The 22900-nt window shown below is 68.8% G+C and carries 17 protein-coding genes; 9 read left to right on the top strand and 8 right to left on the bottom strand.

What is annotated here, in order from left to right:
* Positions 1-83 precede the first annotated feature (83 nt).
* Positions 84-911, bottom strand: coding sequence for a carbon-nitrogen hydrolase family protein (locus tag KVT39_RS07085; RefSeq protein WP_131948287.1), 828 nt, complete (start codon positions 909-911; stop codon positions 84-86).
* Positions 912-962: 51 nt separating this feature from the next.
* A complete protein-coding gene (locus KVT39_RS07080) occupies positions 963-5162 on the bottom strand; it encodes an AsmA-like C-terminal region-containing protein (protein WP_217588267.1) in 4200 nt (1399 codons plus the stop codon).
* A 230-nt stretch (positions 5163-5392) separates the two neighbouring features.
* On the opposite strand from KVT39_RS07080, the gene glnE reads away from it, so the two are divergent.
* Positions 5393-8194 carry a bifunctional [glutamate--ammonia ligase]-adenylyl-L-tyrosine phosphorylase/[glutamate--ammonia-ligase] adenylyltransferase gene (glnE, locus tag KVT39_RS07075; protein WP_217588261.1) on the top strand — a complete coding sequence of 934 codons (2802 nt, stop codon included), beginning with the start codon at positions 5393-5395 and terminating at the stop codon, positions 8192-8194.
* Positions 8195-8306: 112 nt separating this feature from the next.
* On the opposite strand, the gene recN is transcribed toward glnE, so the two are convergent.
* Complete coding sequence (recN, locus tag KVT39_RS07070) at positions 8307-9956, bottom strand: DNA repair protein RecN (RefSeq protein ID WP_034182789.1); 1650 nt, start codon at positions 9954-9956, stop codon at positions 8307-8309.
* A 19-nt stretch (positions 9957-9975) separates the two neighbouring features.
* A complete protein-coding gene (locus KVT39_RS07065; RefSeq protein ID WP_034182790.1) occupies positions 9976-10881 on the bottom strand; it encodes an NAD kinase in 906 nt (301 codons plus the stop codon).
* A 131-nt stretch (positions 10882-11012) separates the two neighbouring features.
* Between KVT39_RS07065 and hrcA the strand changes: the two genes are divergently transcribed.
* The 3 genes from hrcA to KVT39_RS07050 all read left to right on the top strand — a co-directional run bounded on the left by hrcA (position 11013) and on the right by KVT39_RS07050 (position 13727).
* Positions 11013-12035, top strand: a complete 1023-nt coding sequence (gene hrcA, locus KVT39_RS07060) for a heat-inducible transcriptional repressor HrcA (RefSeq protein ID WP_011544637.1) — start codon at positions 11013-11015, stop codon at positions 12033-12035.
* Between the two features lie 135 nt (positions 12036-12170).
* Positions 12171-13235, top strand: coding sequence for a ferrochelatase (gene hemH / locus KVT39_RS07055; RefSeq protein WP_217588259.1), 1065 nt, complete (start codon positions 12171-12173; stop codon positions 13233-13235).
* Positions 13236-13319: 84 nt separating this feature from the next.
* Positions 13320-13727, top strand: coding sequence for an RNA-binding S4 domain-containing protein (locus KVT39_RS07050; RefSeq protein ID WP_034182792.1), 408 nt, complete (start codon positions 13320-13322; stop codon positions 13725-13727).
* Here KVT39_RS07050 and KVT39_RS07045 read toward each other — a convergent pair.
* Positions 13699-13860 (bottom strand): hypothetical protein, encoded by a 162-nt coding sequence (locus tag KVT39_RS07045; RefSeq protein ID WP_006476841.1) that lies wholly within the window; start codon positions 13858-13860, stop codon positions 13699-13701. The genes KVT39_RS07050 and KVT39_RS07045 overlap by 29 nt on opposite strands.
* A gap of 359 nt (positions 13861-14219) precedes the next feature.
* Here KVT39_RS07045 and grpE point away from each other — a divergent pair, with 359 nt between their 5' ends.
* From grpE to KVT39_RS07020, 5 genes are all read left to right on the top strand, one after another.
* Positions 14220-14765: a nucleotide exchange factor GrpE gene (gene grpE / locus KVT39_RS07040; RefSeq protein ID WP_217588255.1), complete on the top strand. Its 546-nt coding sequence runs from the start codon at positions 14220-14222 to the stop codon at positions 14763-14765.
* 10 nt (positions 14766-14775) lie between these two features.
* Positions 14776-15216 (top strand): co-chaperone YbbN, encoded by a 441-nt coding sequence (locus tag KVT39_RS07035; protein WP_034182794.1) that lies wholly within the window; start codon positions 14776-14778, stop codon positions 15214-15216.
* 146 nt (positions 15217-15362) lie between these two features.
* A complete protein-coding gene (gene dnaK / locus KVT39_RS07030; RefSeq protein WP_072436268.1) occupies positions 15363-17315 on the top strand; it encodes a molecular chaperone DnaK in 1953 nt (650 codons plus the stop codon).
* Between the two features lie 255 nt (positions 17316-17570).
* The gene (gene dnaJ, locus KVT39_RS07025) at positions 17571-18707 is read left to right on the top strand and encodes a molecular chaperone DnaJ (protein ID WP_034182796.1); all 1137 of its coding nucleotides are present in this window, start codon (positions 17571-17573) and stop codon (positions 18705-18707) included.
* Between the two features lie 4 nt (positions 18708-18711).
* The gene (locus tag KVT39_RS07020; protein WP_217588253.1) at positions 18712-20655 is read left to right on the top strand and encodes a chorismate-binding protein; all 1944 of its coding nucleotides are present in this window, start codon (positions 18712-18714) and stop codon (positions 20653-20655) included.
* A gap of 148 nt (positions 20656-20803) precedes the next feature.
* Here the strand turns inward: KVT39_RS07020 and panB are convergent, their stop codons facing one another.
* The 3 genes from panB to folK are packed head-to-tail and all read right to left on the bottom strand — an operon-like array spanning position 20804 to position 22888.
* Positions 20804-21619, bottom strand: coding sequence for a 3-methyl-2-oxobutanoate hydroxymethyltransferase (panB, locus tag KVT39_RS07015; protein WP_034182798.1), 816 nt, complete (start codon positions 21617-21619; stop codon positions 20804-20806).
* Positions 21620-21662: 43 nt separating this feature from the next.
* The gene (locus KVT39_RS07010; RefSeq protein WP_034182799.1) at positions 21663-22349 is read right to left on the bottom strand and encodes a deoxynucleoside kinase; all 687 of its coding nucleotides are present in this window, start codon (positions 22347-22349) and stop codon (positions 21663-21665) included.
* Complete coding sequence (gene folK / locus KVT39_RS07005; protein ID WP_034182800.1) at positions 22346-22888, bottom strand: 2-amino-4-hydroxy-6-hydroxymethyldihydropteridine diphosphokinase; 543 nt, start codon at positions 22886-22888, stop codon at positions 22346-22348. Before folK ends, KVT39_RS07010 begins: the two co-directional genes overlap by 4 nt.
* Positions 22889-22900 lie beyond the last annotated feature (12 nt).

Below are 22900 nucleotides of genomic sequence, written 5' to 3'. Positions count from 1 at the left end.
GGATATCGGGGTTTCTCAAAAAGTTGTCGGGTGCTTCTGGGCAGATGGGTTGGCCGCGCGGCGTTTCAAGCGGCGCGGCGGATTCAGGTCAGCACGCGGTGCCGCCACGCGGGCAGGCTCTGGCGCACGTCGGCGATGCGCTGCGGATCGATCGCACCGAGCACGACGCTTGCGCCCACGTCGCGGACCGCGACGACCTCGCCCCACGGGTCGATCAGCATGCTGTGGCCCCAGGTGCGCCGGCCGTTCTCGTGCTTGCCGCCCTGAGCGGCCGCGAGCACGTAGCACTGGTTCTCGACGGCCCGCGCGCGCAGCAGCGTTTCCCAGTGCGCGCGGCCCGTCGTATACGTAAACGCGGACGGTACGACGATCATCGCGCAGTCGCCCATCCTGCGATACAGCTCCGGAAAGCGCAGATCGTAACAGACCGACAGGCCGACCCGCCCGAACGGCGCGTCGAACGCGACGACCGTATCGCCCGCGCGGATCGTGCGCGCCTCGTCGAACGACTCGTCGCCTTTCTCGAAGTTGAACAGGTGGATCTTGTCGTAGCGCGCGGCCTCGTTGCCGGACGGATCGAACACGAGTGTCGTGTTCAGCACGCGATCGGGCTCCGGCGCCTTCAGCGGCAGCGTGCCGCCGATCACCCAGATGCCGTGGCGGCGCGCGGCGTCAGCGAGGAAGCGCTGGATCGGGCCGTCCTGGTAGGGTTCGGCGAGCGCGAGCTTGTCGGTGTCGCGGTGGCCCATGAAGCAGAAATACTCGGGCAGCAGCACGAGCTGCGCGCCTTCGCCGGCCGCTTCCGCGATCAGGCGGCGGGCTTCGGCGAGATTGCGCGCGACGTCCGGCGTGCTCACCATCTGCAGCGCGGCGACCCGAAAGGGCGTGGCGGAACGGGTGTGGTCGGTCATCGCGGGATCGGTTGCGTCATAAATGGGGTGCGGCCCGGCAGCGCGCGGAACTCAATGGTTCGTTGCATCGGCCGGACCGTGATTCATCTTACCCTGATCGCCCCGCACCCGCTCGATGTGCGGGTGTGCCCACGAGCCCGTGATCGCGTAGTCGAGCGCGAACGCGCGCGACAGCGTCTCCGACAGCGCGTAGTTCGCGGCCAGCACGCCGACGCCGAGCAGCGGATTGACGATCGCGGCTGCGATCGCCGCCGTGCCGGCGCCGATCTTCGGGGCGACGTGCGCGTGCAGGTCCTGCGTTTCGGCGCCGAGGTCGACCGCGCCGCGCACCGTCACGTTCGCGGGCCCCGTCGTCATCGAAAAGTCGTCGGTGCGCGCGATCCCGTTCGAGATCCGGCCGGTGCCCGTGATCTTGTCGAACGGCAGCCCCTTGCCGACCACGTCGCGGAAATTCAGCGTCAGGAAGCGCGCGAGGCTCTGCAGGCTCAGTACGCCGAGCAGCTTCGCCGCACCCGGATCGACCTTCAGGATCTGCCCGTGCTCGAGGTCGAGCGCGACCTGGCCGCCGAGCGACGGGAAGTCGACCGCGGTCGGGCCGCCGCGCCAGCCGACCTTGCCCGTTACCGTGCCGTGTCCGTCCGCGAGCGTGCGCGGCAGGCCGACGCGGTCGAGCAGCGCGCCCGCGTTGTCGATGTCGAGCTTGAAGTCGAACACGGTGCGGCGCGGCGCATCGTTTTCGTCGGCGCCGCGGGCGAGCGCGCGGCGCGACGTGCGCCAGTTGCCGGTCGCCGTCAGCTTCGCGGCCGGATTCGACAGTTCCAGCTTGTCGAGCTGCCACACGGGCGTGCCGTCTTCGTCGATGTTGCGCGCGTTGACGACGAGGCGGCCGATGTCGTGGGCGCGCGCGACGACCTGGTCGACGATCAGGTCGATCGACGGTATCGGGCGGTCGGTCGGTGTCGGCAGGTTCATCGCGCGGCCGACGAGGTCTTGCTGCGCGCTGTCCGGAATCACGAGCTTCGCGAGCCGCGCGTTCAATACGCCCGCGCCGTTGTGGCCGCCGCCCGGCGCCCACGACAGGTAGCCCGACACCTGGTTCGACGCGATGTTCGCCTGCCACAGCTCGTCGACGTGCGATGCGCCGACGATCACGTTTTCCCAGTTGCGCTTGAGCAACTTCAGCGTGCCGAAATGGAACGCGAAGCGCTTCGGCGCGAAGCTCGCGAGATCGACGCGCGGCGCGGCCTGCGGCTCCGGCGCGCGCGGCGTGTCGGGCTTCAGCGTGCGGGCGAGCGCGAGCCACGCGTCGGCATCGAGTTCGTCGACGTCGACGGCCGCGCTCACGCCGTCCTGCGGCATGTCGGGCATCCGGTGGATGCCCATCGCGCCGCGCACCGCGCGCAGCGGCTGGCCGCGCGTCGCGTCGAGCAGGTAGGTCGCGGACACGGGGCCGAGCGTCAGGTCGGCGTGTTCGAGGCGCTTGCCGTCCGCCTGCGGCGCCGGCTGCAGCGTGAAGCTGAACGGCATCGGCGTGCCGGCCGCCTTCGCGAACGGCGCCGGGAAGTCCAGCGCGACGCCGGTCAGGTCGGAGCGCGCGGCGACGTCGGGCAGGCGGCCCGGCGTGCCGCGCACGGCGACCTTGTACGGCGCGTCGCCGATCACATGTTCGAGCAGCGCCGCGGCCGCGCCGTGCAGGTTCAGCCCGCGCGCGGCGTCGAGCGCGAGCCGGCCGTCGACGTCCACCGCGTACGGGCCGTGCGACCGGAAGCTGCCGTTCGCGTGTACCGGACCGCCGAGGAATCGGCCCGACAGGTCGTGCAGCGACGCGCCGGCATCGGTGAAGCGGACCTGGCCGCGCAGCGCGGACAGCGGCGGCACGCCGTCGGCTGACAGCGTGTTGCCGCCGAACGCGAGCGCGCCTTCGATGGCCGTGTGCTTGTGTGCGATGCGCTGCGGAATCGTCAGCTTGAGCGACAGCGCCGCGGGGCCCTGCGCGTCGAGACGCTGCGCCACGTGGCCGCTCATCGCGCCGAGCGAGCTGTTGTCCGCGTAGTCGAGCAAGTCGGCGAGCGGGCCGTTCGCATGGCCTTCGATCACGAGCGGCGAATCGGCCGGGCGGCCGAGATCGTCGATGCGGCCCGTGACCTTCGTCAGCGCGACGCGCTTGTAGTGCGCGCGGCCGATGTCGAAGCGCAGCTTGTTCTGCGCGAGCTCGAACACGCCGTCGATCCCGTCGAGCGCCGGCCAGACGCTCGGCGTGCCGTTCGCGAGCTTGCGCGGCGGATACGGCGTCGGCTCGAAGCGGCCGCCGGTGAACGGCGCGACGATGTGGAACACGCCGGCGTCCGGCTCGTGTTCGAACGGGAATTTCTCGAGCGGGCCGCGGGCGACGATCGACGCGCCCTTGGTCACCTTGCCGTCCTGCAGCGCGTGGCCGAGATAGTTGCGCAGGTGCTCGGACATCCCGGTCGGCAGGTAGCGCGGAATGCGCGCCACCGACGCGCGCGCGAAATCGGCGCGCAGGTCGAGCGAGCCGCGGCCGTGGCCGGGGTTCGTGTACGAGCCCGACACCGCGATTTCTGCATCGGGGTTCGAGACGAGCAGGTCGGGCAGCGTCACGTCGACGCGCGCGTGCTTGTCGCCGGGCGCGGGCGTGATCACCCATTTGGCGTTGCCGCGCAGCCGGTCGAACGTCAGGCGCGGCTCGTCGAACTCGCCGGGCACCGTGACGGCCGCGTTGACCGTGTCGAAATGCGCGGCGCCGCCCGTCTCGTTCGCATCGACGCGGCCCCACAGGTTCTCGACGCCCGGCCAGCCGGCACGCGGGTGGCCGCGCGGCGACAGGCCCGGCGGCGGCTCCTGCGCGGCGAAGCTGATGCCCTGCAGGTCGCCGAGGAAGCGGTAGCGGACGATCGGCGCGGCGCCGGTGCGCCGCTCCTCGTCGGCGAGTTCGGCCCGCGCGGGTTTCGCGCGCTCGACCTCGATGTGATAGTTCGACACCATCCCGCGCGGGTCGATCTTGACCAGCTCGTTGCGCAGGTGCGCCGGCAGCGGCAGCCCGCGGATGAATTCACTGAGGATGCCGAGATCGACGCGGTCGCCGACGACGCTGATCAGTTGCCCCTGGCTGGCCGTCGGCACGCGGTAGCGGGCCGTCAGCGTCGACAGCGCGAGCGAGCGCGCGAGCGGCGTGCCGTCCGGCAGCGGCGGCTGGCCGAGTTCCGCGTTGAAGCGCGTCAGGTGCAGCGTGTAGTCGTGGCCGGCATCGAGCACCATGTCCCAGCCGAAGCCGACCGTCGGCACGTCGAGCCGCGGTTGCGTCGGACGCACGCGCAGCGCGACGTCGGCACCCTGCAGGTCGCCGCCCGCCGAGCGCAGGTGGCCGTCGCTGAAGGTCGCCCAGATCGCGTTGTCGATCCGGCCCGCGTGGATCATGAGCGGTATGTCGAGGTAGCGGGCGAGCGTCTGCAGATCGACGGGGCCCGTCGACAGGTACGCGTCGCCGGTCCAGTTCGACGGCTTGCCGACCGGCGCGAGCGCCTTGTGCGTGAAGCGCGCGCGGAAATCGAGCGGGCCGAGCAGCAGCGTGCCGTTCGCGGGCGCCTGCAGCGCGGCCCTGTGTACGCGACCGTGGTTGAGCACCGCGATCCGGATGCCCGACAGCACGAGTTCCGGCGCGTCGTGCTGCGCGTCGCGCCAGCGCAGCGTGCCGCCGCGCAGCACGATCGCTTCCTGCCTCAGCAGCCACGTGCCGAACGTGTCGCTGCCGCCGTGGGTGGTCGCCACGCCGACGCCCGCGACGCTCAGCGAGCCGTCGGCCGCGCGCGCGACGACGAGGTCGGGCTGGTCGACGATCAGGCTCGACAGCGCGGGCGACAGCCGCAGCAGCGACATCCACGACAGCGCGGCCGTCGCGTGCGGCACCGACAGCGCGACCTTGCCGTCGCGGCCGCGGATCGTCAGGTTCGTGAGTTCGACGCCCGGCTGCATGCCGGACCAGTTCGGGGAAAGCTTGCCGATCGAAAGCTGCGCGTGGAGCTTGTCGGACACGACGCGCTCGATGCGCGGGCGGAATTCGTCGATGCGGGGCAGCAGCACGTAGCGCAGCCCGAGGAACGCGCCGGCCGCAACGAAGTAAGTGCCGATCCCGACGGCCAGCGTCACCTTGAACACGCGACGCAGGACTGGATGATCGTGCTTCGGAGGTCCCGCTTCGGGCGCAGCTACGGCGGATTCCTGACGGTCGGACATGCGGCGGACGGGCGGCGATATGGTAGTTTTGCAGACTGACGTTGAAATGTATCACACGGGTTCGTGCCGGCGGCCGTTGCGGCAGCACGGCACGGGCTTTCCGGCGCGCGGTTTCGCGGCGGACGCACGTGCGTCCCGCGATGCCGCGCCGAGTCCACGGGGCCGGCCGGCAGCGGGGCGCGCACGCGTATGCCCGCGCCGGCCGGCCTTACCGCCAGGCCCGCTTCTCGATGACCGACGCTTCCGCCCTGATCAGCACGTCTTATTCCCGTTATATCGCGCGAGCGGCCGCCGCGCGGCCCGCGCTGGCCGAGCAGGTCGCCGCGTGGGCTGCCGCGCCGCTCGCCCGCGCGCAACTCGATGCGCGCCTCACCGAACTGCTCGCGCTGCCGGACGGCGCGGCCGCGCCGTCCGAGGAGCAACTGAAGCGCGCGCTGCGGCAACTGCGCGCCGAGGCGTTCGGCGCGGTCGCGGAGCGCGACCTGCGCGGGCTGGCGGACGTCGCCGAGGTGACGGGCGCGATGACCGATCTCGCCGAAGTGGCCGTGCAGCGGTCGCTCGCGCTGTTGTCGGCCGAACTCGAGGCGCAGTACGGCGAGCCGCGCGGCGCCGACGGCCAGCGCGTCGTGCTCGGCGTGGTCGGGATGGGCAAGCTCGGCGGCCGCGAGCTGAACGTGTCGTCGGACATCGACCTGATCTTCGTGTACGAGGACGACGGCGAGACGACCGGCGGCGCGCGCGCGCCGCTGTCCACGCAGGAATACTTCACGCGGCTCGGCCGGCGCCTGATCGGCGTGCTGTCCGAGGTCACGGCCGACGGCTACGTGTTTCGCGTCGACATGCGGCTGCGCCCGAACGGCGATTCGGGGCCGCTCGTGTGCAGCATCGGGATGCTCGAGGAATATTTCTACGTGCAGGGGCGCGAATGGGAGCGCTATGCATGGATCAAGGGGCGGCTCGTGTCGGAAGGCGACAGCGACGCGGCGCGGCGGCTGGAGTCGCAGCTCGAGTCGATCGTCAAGCCGTTCGTGTATCGCCGCTATCTCGATTTCGGCGTGATCGGCGCGATCCGTTCGCTGCACCAGCAGATTCGGCAGGAAGCCGCGCGCCGCGCGTCGATGCGGCCCGACAAGGCCGACGACATCAAGCTCGGCCGCGGCGGGATTCGCGAGATCGAGTTCAGCGCGCAGGTGTTCCAGTTGATCCGCGGCGGCCAGGATGCGGAGTTCCGCGTGCGGCCGACGCTCGCGGTGCTGCGCCATGCGCAGGCGCGAGGGCTGATCGGCGAGGACGTGTGCGCACGCCTGACCGACGCTTACACATTCCTGCGCACGCTCGAGCACCGGCTGCAGTACCGCAACGACGCGCAGACGCACGCGATGCCGGTCGAGCCCGACGAACGCGCGGCACTGGCCGCGTCGCTCGGCTTTGCCGATTATGCGGCGCTGATGACGGTGCTGGACGAGTACCGGAACTTCGTCGAGGCGCAGTTCGACCAGATCTTCGCCGACAAGGTGACCGGCGCGCCCTGCGGCGCAGGCGAAGAGACGGCCGCCGCGTGGATCTGGAGCGGCGCGCTCGCCGACGACGGCGAGGACGACGCACTCGCGGCCCGTCTCGACGGCCTCGGCTTCGCCGATCCGGCGGCGGTGCTCGCGCGGCTGCGCGCGGTCTGGCAATCGTCGCGCTACACGGGCCTGCCGGAAAAGAGCCGGCACCGCTTCGACCGCGTTGCCCAACGCGCGCTGGAGGCCGCGCCGCGGATCGACACCGCGCGCCGCGACGACACGATCGTGCGCCTGTTCGACCTGCTCGAGACGGTCAGCCGGCGCGGCGTCTATCTCGCGCTGCTGACCGAATATCCGGCCGCGCTCGACCGCGTGCTGTCGGTGCTCGGCGCGACGCGCTGGGGCGGCGGTTACCTGATCCGCCACCCGCAGCTGCTCGACGAACTGCTCGACGACGAGGCGATCGCGAGCCCGTTCGACTGGCCCGCGTTCAAGGACGCGCTGCGCGCGCGCCTCGCGGCGGCCGACGGCCCCGAGCAACAGATGGACCTGCTGCGGCACGCGCAGCACGCCGAGGTGTTCCGGATCCTGCTGATCGATCTCGCCGGGCAGCTGTCGGTCGAGCATGTGAGCGACCGGCTGTCCGAGCTGGCCGACGCGGTGCTCGACGTGACGATCGAGGTCGTCTGGTCGCAGCTCGCGAAGCGCCATCGCGACGTGCCGAAATTCGCGGTGATCGCGTACGGCAAGCTGGGCGGCAAGGAACTCGGCTACGCATCGGATCTCGACCTGATCTTCCTGTACGACGACCCCGACGAGCGCTCGGCGGACGTCTACACGACCTTCACACGGCGGCTCATCACGTGGCTCACGACGGCGACGGGCGCGGGCGCGCTGTTCGACATCGACCTGCGGCTGCGGCCGAACGGCGAGGCCGGGCTGCTCGTCACCGATCTCGACGCGTTCCGCCGCTACCAGTTGCGCGAGGGCGACGCCGCGAACACCGCGTGGGTGTGGGAGCACCAGGCGCTGACGCGCGCCCGCTACAGCGCGGGCGACGCGCAGATCGGCGCGGACTTCGAGGTGATCCGCCAGCAGGTGCTGACGACGCCGCGCGACGGCGGCGTGCTCGCGAAGGAGATCGTCGACATGCGCGGCAAGGTGTTTGCCGGCCATCCGAACCAGACCGAGCTGTTCGACCTGAAGCACGATCGCGGCGGGATGGTCGACATCGAGTTCATCGTCCAGTACTGGGTGCTGCTGCACGCATCGAGCGACGCCGAGCTGATCCGCAACACGGGCAACATCGCGCTGCTGCGCGAGGTCGCGCGCTTCGGGCTGATGGGCGCGGACGAGGCCGAACGCGTCGGCGCGGCCTACCGCAAGTACCGGAAGCTGCAGCACAAGCTGCGACTCGACGGGATGGAGAAGGCGCGCGTCGATCCGGCCATGGTGGCAGACGAGCGGGCGGCCGTGACGGCGCTGTGGACGCGGGTGTTCGGAGCGGTCGAAACGGGCGTTTGAACGAGGGCGGGGCGGGTTGCGGGCGCTTCGTCCGCAGGCGCTCTGCCGTGAAAGCCGAACGGTGCGAGCCCGTTCGGCGTGGGCGGAGCAGTGGGACAGCCCGACGGCCGCGTCAGGCCGCCAGCATTTCCTTCGCGTGTTTGCGCGTCGTCGCCGTGATCTCGAGCCCGCCGAGCATCCGCGCGACTTCCTCGATCCGGTTGGCGCGATCGAGCGCGACGACCGTCGACACCGTGCCGCCGCGGTCGTCGGCTCCCTTCGCAACCTGGAAGTGGTGGTCGCCGCGCGCGGCGACCTGCGGCAGGTGCGTCACGCACAGCACCTGGCGGTCGCGCCCGAGCTGGTGCAGCAGGCGGCCGACCACTTCGGCGACGCCGCCGCCGATCCCCGTATCGACTTCGTCGAAGATCAGCGTCGGCGTCGGGCTCGCCGCGCTCGCGATCACGGCGAGCGCGAGGCTGATCCGCGCGAGCTCGCCGCCCGACGCGACCTTCGCGAGCGGCCGCAGCGGCACGCCGGCATGCCCGGCGACCCGGAACTCGACCTGCTCGAGCCCGTGCGGGCCGCCGTCGGCGAGCGGCACGAGCGCGACTTCGAAACTTCCGCCTGCCATCGACAGTTCCTGCATGCCGGCCGTGACGGCCGTGCCCAGCGCCTTGGCGGCCTGCGCGCGCGCCTTCGACAGGTGTTTCGCGTCGGCGAGATAAGCTTCCCGCGCCTTGGCCTGCACCGCCTCGAGCGCGCCGAGATCGGCGGCCGCGTCAAGCGCGGCGAGCTGCGCGCGGCGAGCCGCATGTTCTTCGTGCAGCGTGTCGGGCGGTAGCCGGAACTTGCGGGCGGTCGAGTGCAGCGCATCGAGACGCGTTTCGACCTGCGCGAGCCGCTCGGGATCGAGATCGACGCGCTGCGCATAGTGCGACAGCGAATAGACGGCTTCCTGCAGCTGGATTTCGGCCGGTTCGAGCGACGCGAGTGCGTCGCCGAGCGCGGTGTCGTAGTCGGCGAGGCTGCGCAGCTTCGACACGATCGCGCCGAGCTGCGCGAGCATCGCGTCGTCGGATTCGGACAGCGCGTTGAGCGCGCCGCGCACGCCTTCGATCAGGTTCGCCGAATGCGACAGGCGCTTGTGCTCGTTGCTGACTTCGTCCCATTCGCCGGCTTGCGGCGCGAGCTTGTCGAGCTCCGCGAGCTGCCACGCGAGCTTTTCGCGTTCGAGCTGCAGCTCGCGCTCGTGCGCCTTCGCGGCGTCGATCGCCTGCGTCGCGTCGCGCCAGACGCGCCACGCGCGCGCGACGTTCGCTGCATCGGCGACGAGCCCCGCGTGCGTGTCGAACAGCTCGCGCTGCGCGTCGGGCCGCATCAGCAACTGGTGCGCGTGCTGGCCGTGGATGTCGACGAGCATCTCGCCGAGTTCGCGCAGTTGCGCGAGCGTCGCGCTGGTGCCGTTGATGAACGCGCGCGACCGGCCGTTCGCGTCGATCACGCGGCGCAGCATCACGGTGTCCTCGGCGTCGAACGCGTGTTCGTCGAGCCAGCGCGCGACGCGGTCGTGCGGCGTGAATTCGGCCGTGATGTCGGCGCGGCCGCAGCCGGTGCGCACGACGCTCGCGTCGGCACGTTCGCCGAGCGCGAGGGCGAGGGCGTCGATCAGGATCGATTTCCCGGCGCCGGTTTCACCGGAAAAGACGGAAAAGCCGCTGTCGAATTCGAGATCGAGCGCGGCCACGATGACGAAGTCGCGGATCGAGAGGTGGCGGAGCATGGTGTCGGGCGGTGGGGCGTCAGGACGCCGTGTCGTCGTCTTCGTTCGACGCGTGTTCGTTCCAGTGCAGCTTCTTGCGCAGCGTCGCGTAGTAGCTATAGCCGATCGGGTGCAGGAACGGCACCGTGTGCTTCGAGCGGCGTACCTCGATCGTGTCGTTCAGTTCGAGCGAGGTGAACGACTGCATGTCGAAGTTCACGTTGACGTCGCGCCCGCCGACGATCTGGATCGCGATCTTGGATTCGTCGGGCAGCACGATCGGCCGGTTCGACAGCGCGTGCGGCGCGATCGGCACGAGCACGATGCCCTGAAGCTGCGGATGGAGGATAGGGCCGGCCGACGACAGCGCGTACGCGGTCGAGCCCGTCGGCGTGGCGACGATCAGGCCGTCCGAACGCTGGTTGTACATGTACCGGCCGTCGACCGACGCGCGCAGCTCGACCATCCCGGAGAAGCCGCTGCGGTTCACGACGACGTCGTTGAACGCGAGCGCGTGGTAGATCGGTTCGCCGTCGCGCATGATCCTGGCCTCGAGCAGCGAGCGCTCCTCGCGCTCGAACTTGCCCGCCAGCATCACGGGGACGAGCGCGTGCATGTCGGCCGCCGCGATGTCCGTGATGAAGCCGAGCCGCCCGTGGTTGATCCCGATCAGCGGTGTCCGGTACGGCGCGAGCTGGCGGCCGATGCCAAGCATCGTGCCGTCGCCGCCCAGCACGACCGCCACGTCCGCACGCGCCCCGATTTCGGCCGGGGTGAGCGCCGGATAGCCGGTGATGCCGAACTCGCGCGCGGTATCGCCTTCGAAGACGACCTCGAAGCCCAGCTTCGCTAGGCTGGCAGCCAGTGTGGCGAGCGGCTCGGCGATGCCGGGCGTGTTGCTCCGGCCGACGAGCGCGACAGTATTGAACTGATTACCGGTTTTCATGCCGGCATTACACCATAGCTCGTTGACGAAAAGAACCGGCTGTGCGCGGACGGGGCCGGATCGTGCCGGCCCGCGCAACGGTGGCCGACGCCACTCGCCGCGGTCGCGCGGTTGCGCTAAAATTTTCCACCATGCTAGATCCTCGCGCACGAACCCTCCTGAAAACCCTGATCGAACGGTATATCGCCGACGGTCAGCCAGTCGGATCGCGCACGTTGTCCCGTTATTCCGGGCTCGAGCTGAGCCCGGCGACGATCCGCAACGTGATGTCCGACCTGGAGGAGCTCGGCCTCGTGTCGAGCCCGCACACGTCGGCCGGCCGCGTGCCGACGCCGCGCGGCTACCGGCTGTTCGTCGACACGATGCTGACGGTCGAGGCGCCGATCGACGCCGAGGCCGTCGCGCGACAGGTGCAGAACACGCTGCAGGCCGGCGAGCCGCAGCAGCGGGTGGTGGCTGCCGCCGCGAGCGTGCTGTCGAACCTGTCGCAGTTCGCGGGCGTCGTGCTGACGCCGCGCCGCAGCCACGTGTTCAAGCAGATCGAGTTCATGCGCCTGTCGGACAAGCGCATCCTGCTGATCATCGTCACGCCCGAGGGCGACGTGCAGAACCGGATGCTCGCGACGCCGCGCGACTATTCGCCGTCGCAGCTGACCGAGGCGTCCAACTACATCAACGCGCATTTCGCCGGCCTGTCGTTCGATGAGGTGCGCCGCCGCCTGCGCGATGAGATCGACCAGTTGCGCGGCGACATGACCACGCTGATGCACGCGGCCGTGACGGCCAGTACCGAGGTGCCCGACACCGAGGACACCGTGCTGATTTCCGGCGAGCGCAACCTGCTCGAGGTGGCGGATCTTTCGTCCGACATGGCGCGGCTGCGCAAGCTGTTCGACGTGTTCGACCAAAAGACGGGCCTCCTGCAACTGCTCGACGTGTCGAGCCACGCCCAGGGCGTGCAGATCTTCATCGGCGGCGAATCGACGCTCGTGCCGATCGAGGAAATGAGCGTCGTCACCGCGCCTTACGAGGTGAACGGGCAGATCGTCGGCACGCTCGGCGTGATCGGCCCGACCCGCATGGCGTACAACCGCGTGATACCGATCGTCGACATCACCGCGCGCCTGCTGTCGCTCACGCTGAGCCAGCAATAGCCAGCGGTAACCAGCCCGATCCCGCCCCGTCATCGTGCCGCGGCGCCGCCTGCGCCGACAGTCGGCCGAACGGCACGGGGCGGCCCGCTATAATTGAGAGCCGTCCGGTCCCGTGCCCCGAGCACGTTCTTGCCCATGCGTTTCGATCTTGAGCCGCCTTCGAGCACCGCGGCCGCCCATCGCATCGGCGTGCTGCTGATCAATCTCGGCACGCCCGACGCCCCCACGCCGCGCGCGGTGCGGCGCTATCTGGCCGAATTCCTGTCGGATCCGCGGGTCGTCGAAATCCCGCAGGCCGTCTGGCAGGTGCTGCTGCGCACGCTGATCCTGCCGCTGCGCGGCCGCGCGGCCGCGAAGAAATACGCGGCCGTGTGGATGCCCGAGGGCTCGCCGCTGCGCGTGCACACCGAGCGCCAGACCGACGGCGTGCGGCATCTGCTCGTGTCGAACGGCTATCACGTGCTGGTCGATTACGCGATGCGCTACGGCAGCCCGAACATTGCGCACGCGCTCGCGCAGTTCAAGCGCTCGGGCGTCGAGCGCGTGCTGCTGATGCCGATGTATCCGCAATACTCGGCATCGACCACGGCCACCGCGTTCGATGCCGCATTCGGCGCGCTCGCGCGCATGCGCAACCAGCCGGAGGTGCGCACGGTGCGGCACTACGCCGACCATCCGGCCTATATCCACGCGCTTGCCGAACAGGTGCGCCAGTACTGGGCGCAGCACGGCCGGCCCGACTTCGCGGCCGGCGACAAGCTCGTGCTGAGCTTTCACGGCGTGCCGAAGCGCACGCTCGACCTCGGCGACCCTTATCACGACCAGTGCCAGCAGACGGGCGCGCTGCTGATGGCCGCGCTCGGGCTGTCGACGACCGAATGCCGCGTCACCTTCCAGTCGCGCTTCGGCAAGGCCGAATGGCTGCAGCCTTATACGGCGCCGACGCTGCGCGAGTTCGGCGAGGCCGGCGTGCGGCGGGCCGACGTGTTCTGCCCCGGCTTCACGGCCGATTGCCTGGAGACGATCGAGGAGATCGGCATGGAAGTGCGCGACGAATTCCTCGCCGGCGGCGGCAAGGCATTCCACCGCATTCCGTGCCTGAACGGCGCGCCCGCGTGGCTCGGCGCGATCGGCGAGATCGTCGCCGAGAACCTGCAGGGCTGGCCCGTCAGGGCCGCGCAGCCCGAAACGGTGAGCTGACATGGAACGAATCGCTCGCTCGCTTCATTCGCTGCGCCCTGGGGAGGCGGTTGGCCTCCTTGGGGCGGCCCGGCGGAGGCCGACATGAACTACAAGATTTCCACTGAACCGGGCGCGAAGCTGCGCATCGACAAATGGCTGTGGGCGGCCCGGTTCTTCAAGACGCGCTCGCTCGCGACCGATGCAGTCGACAAGGGGCACGTGAAGATCGGCGGCGCGGCGGTCAAGCCGGCGAAGGAGGTGCGCGTCGGCGACGAGGTCGAGATTGCGATCGACGGCATCGTCTGGCACATTGCCGTACTGGGCGTGTGCGACGTGCGCGGGCCCGCGAGCGTCGCGCAGACGCTTTACGTGGAAACGGAAGCGGGGCGGGCCGCGCGGCTCGCCGAACTGGAGCGGCGCCGCACGTATCGCGAGCCGGCGGCCGAACTGCACGGCCGGCCGACGAAGCGCGACCGGCGCATCATCGACAGATTTTCTGGTGGGAGCTGAACATCTGGTCGAAGGTCGCCCGCGCGCTTCCGTATTCGGTCGTGCGGTCGGTAACGGCTCCCGACAGGCAGATGGTGGTGGTGCCGGCAATGAGTACCAGCGCGACCACCGATATCGCAAAGGTCAGTTTCACGGTACTCCCCTCGAGAAGAAGGGTGAAAACGGCGCCAGGTGGATTGGATGTAAGGCGACGGTCAGCTAGGGTAAACACGCTTTTCCGACGCTTGACTGGAGTGTAGTGCAGCCGCGCTGTGCCGAGCTAGTACTTGCCTGGTAAGCGTTGTTACAGCCCGTTTCGCCCGGTCTGGCGAACTCTGCGGGGAATGCACCGGCGAGACGCGCGGTTGTTTCGCGGCATTGGAGAATGCCGGCGAATAACCCTCTTGAAATCGCAGTTTTCACCCTTATTTGCACCAACGATGTGCGGTGCCGCCGGGTATACGATCCGGCGGTTGCCGATTTGGCTTCAACCTCTAATCGACTTTCAGCGACATGGAAAACACGCAAGAGAACCCGTCTACCCAATCGGCCGAAGACATCGGCAGCGAGAAGCAGGCGGCGCAAGGCGCCGCTCCCGCCGCCGAAGCAGCCGACGCGGCGCTCGCGGAGGCTCAAGCCAAGGTCGCCGAGCTGCAGGAGAGCTTCCTGCGGGCGAAGGCCGAGACCGAGAACGTGCGCCGCCGCGCGCAGGACGACGTCTCGAAGGCGCACAAGTTCGCGATCGAGAGCTTCGCGGAACACCTGCTGCCCGTGCTGGACAGCCTGGAAGCGGCCGTCAGCGACACGTCCGGCGACATCGCGAAGGTGCGCGAAGGCGTCGAACTGACGCTGCGCCAGCTGACGAGCGCGCTCGAGAAGGGCCGCGTCGTCGCGATCAACCCGGTCGGCGAGAAGTTCGATCCGCACCAGCACCAGGCGATTTCGATGGTGCCGGCCGAGCAGGAGCCGAACACCGTCGTCGCGGTGCTGCAAAAGGGCTATACGATCGCCGACCGCGTGCTGCGTCCGGCGCTCGTCACCGTCGCGCAGCCGAAGTAAGGCCGTCGCGATGGTTCCCGCCGGCGTCGATCCGGCCGCTTTCGACGCGTTCGACATGCAGGCGCTGGCCGCCGACACGTTCGACGCGGGGATCGAAGGCGCCGGCGACGCGCTCGCGGTGGTGTTCTTCTGGGGCGTCGACTGCTTCAACTGCGAGATCGCGAAGAAGGCGATGCTCGCCCAGCCGGACGCGATCCGCGCGCTGGACCTGAAGTGGTTCCATTGCAACGTGTACGAACACCATCAGCTCGGGCGCCGCTTCGGGCTGCACGGCGTGCCGACGTGGTTCTTCTTCCACCGCGGCAAGCGTCTCGGCCGCGCGACGGGCTGGCATGGCCTCGCGCAGTTCCAGGCGGCCGTTTCGGCGGCGCGCGCGAAGATCGCGGCGGCAAGCCGTGAATCGGCTGGCGGCGATCCGGCGGCCGGCGATCCGGTAGCCCGTGGCGATTGAAAAAATTTAATATCCGCATCGCCTGTCGGGTCTTGAAAACGGACCGGACGGACGCATTTCGGAAACAGAGTTGAATTCTGGCGCGCGAAACCGCCAAAAAAGGCAGGGTTTCGTGCAGCAAACAGGCATTTCTGGAGATTAGGAAAATGGGAAAGATCATCGGTATTGACCTCGGCACCACGAACTCGTGCGTCGCCATCATGGAAGGCAACCAGGTCAAGGTCATCGAGAACTCGGAAGGCACGCGCACCACGCCGTCGATCATCGCGTACATGGACGACAACGAAGTGCTCGTCGGCGCGCCGGCCAAGCGTCAGTCGGTGACCAACCCGAAGAACACGCTGTTCGCGGTGAAGCGCCTGATCGGCCGCCGCTTCGAAGAGAAGGAAGTCCAGAAGGACATCGGCCTGATGCCGTACACCATCATCAAGGCCGACAACGGCGATGCATGGGTCGAGGCACATGGCGAAAAGCTCGCGCCGCCGCAGGTTTCGGCGGAAGTGCTGCGCAAGATGAAGAAGACGGCCGAAGACTACCTCGGCGAGCCGGTCACGGAAGCCGTGATCACGGTGCCGGCTTACTTCAACGACAGCCAGCGCCAGGCGACCAAGGACGCCGGCCGCATCGCGGGCCTCGAAGTCAAGCGGATCATCAACGAGCCGACGGCAGCCGCGCTCGCGTTCGGCCTCGACAAGGCAGAGAAGGGCGACCGCAAGATCGCCGTGTATGACCTCGGCGGCGGCACGTTCGACGTGTCGATCATCGAGATCGCGGACGTCGACGGCGAAATGCAGTTCGAAGTGCTGTCGACCAACGGCGATACGTTCCTCGGCGGCGAAGACTTCGACCAGCGCATCATCGATTACATCATCGGCGAGTTCAAGAAGGAGCAGGGCGTCGACCTGTCGAAGGACGTGCTCGCGCTGCAACGCCTGAAGGAAGCCGCCGAAAAGGCGAAGATCGAGCTGTCGTCGAGCCAGCAGACCGAAATCAACCTGCCGTACATCACGGCGGACGCGTCGGGCCCGAAGCACTTGAACCTGAAGATCACCCGCGCGAAGCTGGAAGCGCTGGTGGAAGACCTCGTCGAGCGCACGATCGAACCGTGCCGCATCGCGATCAAGGACGCGGGCGTCAAGGTGTCGGACATCGACGACGTGATCCTGGTCGGCGGCCAGACCCGCATGCCGAAGGTCCTGGAGAAGGTGAAGGAGTTCTTCGGCAAGGATCCGCGCCGTGACGTGAACCCGGACGAAGCCGTCGCGGTTGGCGCGGCGATCCAGGGCCAGGTCCTGTCGGGCGACCGCAAGGACGTGCTGCTGCTCGACGTGACCCCGCTGTCGCTCGGCATCGAGACGCTCGGCGGCGTGATGACGAAGATGATCAGCAAGAACACGACGATCCCGACGAAGCACGCGCAGGTGTATTCGACGGCGGACGACAACCAGGGCGCCGTGACGATCAAGGTGTTCCAGGGCGAACGCGAAATGGCGGCAGGCAACAAGCTGCTCGGCGAGTTCAACCTCGAAGGCATCCCGCCGGCACCGCGCGGCGTGCCGCAGATCGAAGTGACCTTCGACATCGACGCGAACGGCATCCTGCACGTCGGCGCGAAGGACAAGGCGACCGGCAAGGAAAACAAGATCACGATCAAGGCCAACTCGGGTCTGTCCGAGGCTGAAATCGACCAGATGATCAAGGACGCGGAAGCGAACGCAGCGGAAGACCACAAGCTGCGCGAGCTGGCCGATTCGCGCAACCAGGGCGACGCACTGGTCCACAGCACGAAGAAGGCGCTCGCCGAGTACGGCGACAAGCTGGACGCGGGCGAGAAGGAAGCGATCGAAGCGTCGCTGAAGTCGCTCGAGGAAGTGCTGAAGGACACGTCGGCCGACAAGGCGGCGATCGACGCGAAGGTCGAGGAACTCGGCAAGGTTTCGCAGAAGCTCGGCGAGAAGATGTACGCCGACATGCAGGCCCAGCAGGCGGGTGCCGCCGGCGCGGCGGGTGCAGCGGAAGGCGCGGCCCACGCGGGTGGCGCGCAGCAGGCTGCCGACGACGTCGTCGACGCCGAGTTCAAGGAAGTGAAGAAGGACTAAGCCGGGTTGCAACGGCACCGCACGCCGCGCGCTCGAACGCGCGCGGCGCGGCTGACAAGCGGTCTGTCTTTCCTTCCGGATGGCCGGATCGACTCCACGCCTGGCGGGCTTCGCGGCCCTCCGGGCACATTTGTTTTTTGGCGGGTGCTGCGCGAGCCGTCCGCGGACGGGCGCAGCGCCAGACGAGTCGAGAGACTTTACTGCGGGCGAAAGGAGCCGCCGCGTGCGCGATGCGTGGCGGCACAGTGAATCGATATGGCGAAACGGGATTACTACGAGGTTCTGGGCGTCGCGAAGAATGCGGGCGACGACGAAATCAAGAAGGCATATCGCAAGCTTGCGATGAAGTATCACCCTGACCGCAATCCGGACAGCAAGGATGCGGAAGAGCATTTCAAGGAGGTGAAGGAGGCCTATGAAATGCTGTCGGACAGCCAGAAGCGGGCCGCGTACGACCAGTACGGCCACGCGGGCGTCGATCCGAACATGGGCGGTGCGGGCGCACAGGGCTTCGGCGGCTTCGCGGATGCATTCGGCGACATCTTCGGCGACATCTTCGGCCAGGCCGCGGGCGGCGCCGCGCGCGGCGGCCGCGGCGGCCCGCAGGTGTACCGCGGCGCCGACCTGCGCTACAGCATGGAAATCACGCTCGAGCAGGCTGCGCACGGCTACGACACGCAGATCCGCGTGCCGAGCTGGGTGTCGTGCGAGGTCTGCCACGGGTCGGGCGCGAAGCCCGGTACGAAGCCGGAAACCTGCCCGACCTGTCACGGCCAGGGCACGGTGCGCATGTCGCAGGGCTTCTTCAGCATCCAGCAGACCTGCCCGAAGTGCCATGGCACGGGCACCTACATCCCCGAGCCGTGCGTGCACTGCCACGGGTCGGGCAAGGTGAAGGAAACCAAGACGCTCGAAGTGAAGATCCCGGCCGGGATCGACGACGGGATGCGGATCCGCTCGGCTGGCAACGGCGAGCCGGGCATCAACGGCGGGCCGCCGGGCGACCTGTACGTCGAGATCCACATCAAGCCGCACTCGGTGTTCGAGCGCGACGGTGACGATCTCCACTGCCAGATGCCGATCCCGTTTACGACCGCCGCGCTCGGCGGCGAGATCGAGGTGCCGACGCTGGCCGGCCGTGCGTCGTTCCCGGTGCCGGAAGGCACGCAGTCGGGCAAGACGTTCCGCCTGCGCGGCAAGGGCATCAAGGGGCTGCGTTCGAGCATCGCGGGCGATCTGTACGTGCACGTGCAGGTCGAGACGCCCGTGAAGCTGACCGACCAACAGCGCGACCTGCTCAAGCAGTTCGAGAAGTCGCTGGCCGAGGGCGGCGCGCGTCACAGCCCGCAGAGCAAGAGCTGGTTCGACCGTGTGAAGAGCTTCTTCGAGTAACGGCATGACTGAAGGCAGCGAGAGCGCGTCGTTCGCGCTCTTGGACGATTGCGACTCGACCGCGTCCGCGCGGTCGAGTCGCTTGTATTCCGGCTTCGTGCACGAACGCGTGTGCACGGATCCGGCGCGGCTCGACGAAATCGACGCGGCGGTGGCGCAGGACCTGCGCGACGGGCTGCATGCGGTGGTCGTCGGCGATTACGAATTCGGACGCAACCTGCAACGAGCGCAGCCGGGCGATGCCCCGCTGCGCTTTTTGCTGTATGCGTGCTGCGAGCGCTTGTCGCGCGACGAAGTCGACGCGTGGCTCGCGCAGCAGGACGGCGGCGGTTCGCCGTCGATCGCGGGCGTCGCGCATGTCGCGAAGAGCGTGTCGCGCGACGCGTTCGACGCGGCGATCGCCGCGGTGCACGACGCGCTGCGCGCGGGCGATTCGTATCAGATCAACTACACGTACCGGCTGAATTTCGACGTATTCGGCACGCCGCTCGCGCTGTACCGGCGGCTGCGCGCGCGCCAGCCCGTGCGTTATGGCGCGCTGATCGCGCTGCCGTGCGGCGCGTGGGTCGTGTCGTGCTCGCCGGAACTGTTCGTCGAGAAGCACGGCGACGTGCTGCGCGCGCGGCCGATGAAGGGCACCGCGCCGCGTTCGGCCGATCCCAGCGAAGATGCGGCAGCTGCCGCGTTCCTCGCGAGCGATCCGAAGAACCGCGCGGAGAACGTGATGATCGTCGACCTGCTGCGCAACGACGTGTCGCGGATCGCGCGCACCGGTACGGTCCGCGTGCCGGCGCTGTTCTCCGTCGAGCCGTATGCGTCGGTGTGGCAGATGACGTCGACGGTCGAGGCCGGCTGGCGCGACGGCACGACGTTCGCGCAGATGCTGCGTGCGCTGTTTCCGTGCGGATCGATCACGGGCGCGCCGAAGCACATGACGATGCAGTTGATCGACACGATCGAGTCGACGCCGCGCGGGCTCTATACGGGCGCGATCGGCTGGCTCGACGCGCCGCAGGACGGCGCCGGTTCCGATGCGCGCGGCAGTCGCGCGGCCGGTTGCGGCGATTTCTGCCTGTCGGTCGCGATCCGCACGCTGACGCTGGCTGCTACCGTCGAAGGCGCGGCTGGAGACGGTGCGGCCGCCGCCGCTACCGAAGAAGCATGCGAGCCGGCAACGGCAACCGCAACCGCCGACCGGCGCCGCGGCACGATGGGCGTCGGCGCGGGCATCGTGCTCGACAGCGTCGCGGCCGACGAATATGCGGAGTGCGAATTGAAAGCGCGATTCCTGACGGACGCCGATCCCGGCTTCCAGTTGTTCGAAACGACCGCCGCCACGCGTGCGGACGGCATCCGGCATCTCGATCGTCATCTCGCGCGGCTGCGGCGCAGCGCGGATGCGCTCGGCTTCCGCTTCGACGCCGATGCGTTGCGCCGCGAGATCGACGCGCGCTGCGCTGCGCTCGACGGCGACGGCCCTTACCGGATGAAGCTCTCGCTCGCGAAGGACGGCACGGTCGAGGTCGTTGCGGCCCCGCTCAAGCCGCTGCCGGCTGGGCCGGTCGGCGTGCTGCTGGCGTCCGCGCACGGTTTCGCGCCGACCCGCGCGAGCGATGCGCTGCTGTTGCACAAGACGACGCGCCGTGCCGAATACGACCGCGCGTGGCAGGCGGCGGAGGCGCTCGGCGGCTTCGACATGCTGTTCGTCAACGAGCGCGGCGAGGTGACGGAGGGCGGGCGCTCGAACCTGTTCGTGAAGCTCGACGGCCAGTGGGTGACGCCGCCGCTGGCGTGCGGCGTGCTGCCGGGCGTGATGCGCGGCGTGCTGCTCGATGACCGTGCGTTCGGTGCGGCGGAGCGCGTCGTGACCTGCGACGATCTTGCGCGCGCGCAGGCGCTGCTGCTGACCAACGCGCTGCGCGGCGCGCTCGACGCGGTATTGAAGTAACGAAGCGATGGATCGCACACCGCGCTCATGCCGGTGCCGCGACGCTTTTCATCGATGCAGCGTACCAACGAAAAGCGCGGCGCCCCGCAAAGGGCGCCGCGCTTTTTTCATATCCGGGTGCCGGCGAACGCGCCGCCGGCCGTACACGTCAGAACGAATGTTCCGGACCGGGGAACGAACCGTCCTTCACCGCGCGTACGTACGCTTCGACGGCCGCCTGGATGTTCGGCTGGCCCTGCATGAAATCCTTCACGAAGCGCGGCCGCTTGCCGGGGAAGATCCCGAGCATGTCGTGCAGCACGAGCACCTGCCCCGAGCAGTCCGCGCCCGCGCCGATGCCGATCGTCGGAACGCGCAGCATGTGCGTGACCTCGGCCCCGACGAGGGTCGGCACGGCCTCGAGCAGGACGACCTGCGCGCCGGCCGCTTCGACCGCGCGCGCATCGCGCAGCAGTTGCGCAGCGCCGGCCTCGGTCTTGCCCTGCACCTTGAAGCCGCCGAACGCGTGCACCGATTGCGGCGTGAGACCCACGTGCGCACACACGGGCACCGCGCGCTCGACGAGGAAGCGGATCGTATCGGCGAGCCATTCGCCGCCTTCGAGCTTGATCATCTGCGCGCCCGCGCGCATCAGCTTGACGGCGCTCGCGAATGCGTCGGACGGCGTGCCGTACGTGCCGAACGGCAGGTCGGCCATGATCAGCGCGCGCGGCTGTGCGCGTGCGACACAGGCGGTGTGATACGCGATGTCGTCGAGCGTGACGGGCAGCGTGGTCGTATGGCCCTGCAGCACGTTGCCGAGCGAATCGCCGATCAGCAGCACGTCGGCGCCCGCGCGATCGAGCAGTGCGGCAAAGCTCGCGTCGTAGCACGTGAGCATCGCGATCTTATCGCCGGCGTCGCGCATTGCCTGCAGCTTGGGCACCGTCACGGCAGGCCGGCTCGATTCCTGGAGATAGGTCATGGGAAATTCGGTTCGATGGGTGAAGAACGACAGGCGGGACGCGTCAGAGCGTCGTCTCGCCCTTGACGAAGAATTCCTTGCGGCCGCGCATCGTCTCGATGCGCTCGATCAGCAGCGCAAGATCTTCGGGGGAATCCAGCGGGTTCAGGTGTTCCGCGGCGACCGTCAGCACCGGCGTGCGGTCGTAGTGGTAGAAAAATTCGTTGTACGCGTCGACGAGCGAGCGCAGGTACGTGTCGCTGATCTGCAGTTCCATCGGCAGCCCGCGCTTCTGGATGCGCGAGAACAGCACTTCGGGGCTCGCCTGCAGATAGACGACGAGGTCGGGCGACGGCGCCTGCGGCACGTCCACGTGCGTCGCGATCGACCGATAGAGCTGCCATTCGTCTTCCGGCAGGTTCAGCCGCGCGAAGATGTCGTTCTTCTGCGGCATGAAATCGGCGACGACGGGGCGGCCCGTTTCCAGCGCGCCGACCAGCTCGCGCGCCTGCTGCGCGCGCTGCAGCGCGAACGACAACTGCACGGGCAGCGCGTAGCGCGCGGTGTCGCGATAGAAGCGTTCGAGGAACGGGTTGTCCTGCGGGCGTTCGAGCAGCGTCTGCATCGACCAGCGCTCGGCGAGCAGGCGCGCGAGCGTCGTCTTGCCGACGCCGATCGGGCCTTCGATCACGAGATAGCGGTGCGGGGCGCGCAGGTCGGGGGCGGTGACGGTCAGCGGAGTGGGGTTCATCGGCAGCGGTTCTTGTCGGTGTCGTCGCCGGCCGCGAGCGCCTTCTGCATCAGGCACTGGCAAGTCTGTACCTTTTCGACGCGCTGGTCCGCGACGGCGGCGAGGAACGCATCGGCGCGGCCGCGCGCGGGGATGTCGAGTGCCGGCTCGATCTCGACGAGCGGCACGAGCGCGAATGCGCGGTCGGTGAGGCGCGGGTGCGGGACGATCAGGTCGGGTTCGTCGATCGAGTCGGCGCCGAACAGCAGGATGTCGAGGTCGAGCGTGCGCGGCGCGTTGCGATACGGGCGCTCGCGCCCGAAGTGATGTTCGATCTTCTGGCAGAGCGCGAGCAGCTCGCGGGCAGACAGCGTCGTGTCGAGCTTGACGGCGCAGTTGTAGTAGTCGTCGCCGCCCGCTTCGAACGGCGCCGTGCGATACAGGCTCGATTTGCCGAGGATCGAGATGGTGCGCTGCTGTGCGAGGCACACCACCGCGTCCTTCAGGGTCTGGCGCGCATCGCCGAGATTCGCCCCCAGTCCGATATATGCAACCGTCATGGCATCACTTCC

It is taken from the genome of Burkholderia sp. GbtcB21 (assembly GCF_019091065.1).
Lineage (GTDB): Bacteria > Pseudomonadota > Gammaproteobacteria > Burkholderiales > Burkholderiaceae > Burkholderia > Burkholderia pyrrocinia_C.
Note: the sequence above shows the minus strand (reverse complement) of the source record. Positions and strands in the feature narration are given on the sequence as shown.

Excerpts from the sequence above, each read along its gene's own strand:
- KVT39_RS07085 (WP_131948287.1), bottom strand. The coding sequence starts at position 911 with ATGACCGACCACACCCGTTCCGCCACGCCCTTTCGGGTCGCCGCGCTG.
- KVT39_RS07080 (WP_217588267.1), bottom strand. The coding sequence starts at position 5,162 with ATGTCCGACCGTCAGGAATCCGCCGTAGCTGCGCCCGAAGCGGGACCT.
- glnE (WP_217588261.1), top strand. The coding sequence starts at position 5,393 with ATGACCGACGCTTCCGCCCTGATCAGCACGTCTTATTCCCGTTATATC.
- recN (WP_034182789.1), bottom strand. The coding sequence starts at position 9,956 with ATGCTCCGCCACCTCTCGATCCGCGACTTCGTCATCGTGGCCGCGCTC.
- KVT39_RS07065 (WP_034182790.1), bottom strand. The coding sequence starts at position 10,881 with ATGAAAACCGGTAATCAGTTCAATACTGTCGCGCTCGTCGGCCGGAGC.
- hrcA (WP_011544637.1), top strand. The coding sequence starts at position 11,013 with ATGCTAGATCCTCGCGCACGAACCCTCCTGAAAACCCTGATCGAACGG.
- hemH (WP_217588259.1), top strand. The coding sequence starts at position 12,171 with ATGCGTTTCGATCTTGAGCCGCCTTCGAGCACCGCGGCCGCCCATCGC.
- KVT39_RS07050 (WP_034182792.1), top strand. The coding sequence starts at position 13,320 with ATGAACTACAAGATTTCCACTGAACCGGGCGCGAAGCTGCGCATCGAC.
- grpE (WP_217588255.1), top strand. The coding sequence starts at position 14,220 with ATGGAAAACACGCAAGAGAACCCGTCTACCCAATCGGCCGAAGACATC.
- KVT39_RS07035 (WP_034182794.1), top strand. The coding sequence starts at position 14,776 with ATGGTTCCCGCCGGCGTCGATCCGGCCGCTTTCGACGCGTTCGACATG.
- dnaK (WP_072436268.1), top strand. The coding sequence starts at position 15,363 with ATGGGAAAGATCATCGGTATTGACCTCGGCACCACGAACTCGTGCGTC.
- dnaJ (WP_034182796.1), top strand. The coding sequence starts at position 17,571 with ATGGCGAAACGGGATTACTACGAGGTTCTGGGCGTCGCGAAGAATGCG.
- KVT39_RS07020 (WP_217588253.1), top strand. The coding sequence starts at position 18,712 with ATGACTGAAGGCAGCGAGAGCGCGTCGTTCGCGCTCTTGGACGATTGC.
- panB (WP_034182798.1), bottom strand. The coding sequence starts at position 21,619 with ATGACCTATCTCCAGGAATCGAGCCGGCCTGCCGTGACGGTGCCCAAG.
- KVT39_RS07010 (WP_034182799.1), bottom strand. The coding sequence starts at position 22,349 with ATGAACCCCACTCCGCTGACCGTCACCGCCCCCGACCTGCGCGCCCCG.
- folK (WP_034182800.1), bottom strand. The coding sequence starts at position 22,888 with ATGACGGTTGCATATATCGGACTGGGGGCGAATCTCGGCGATGCGCGC.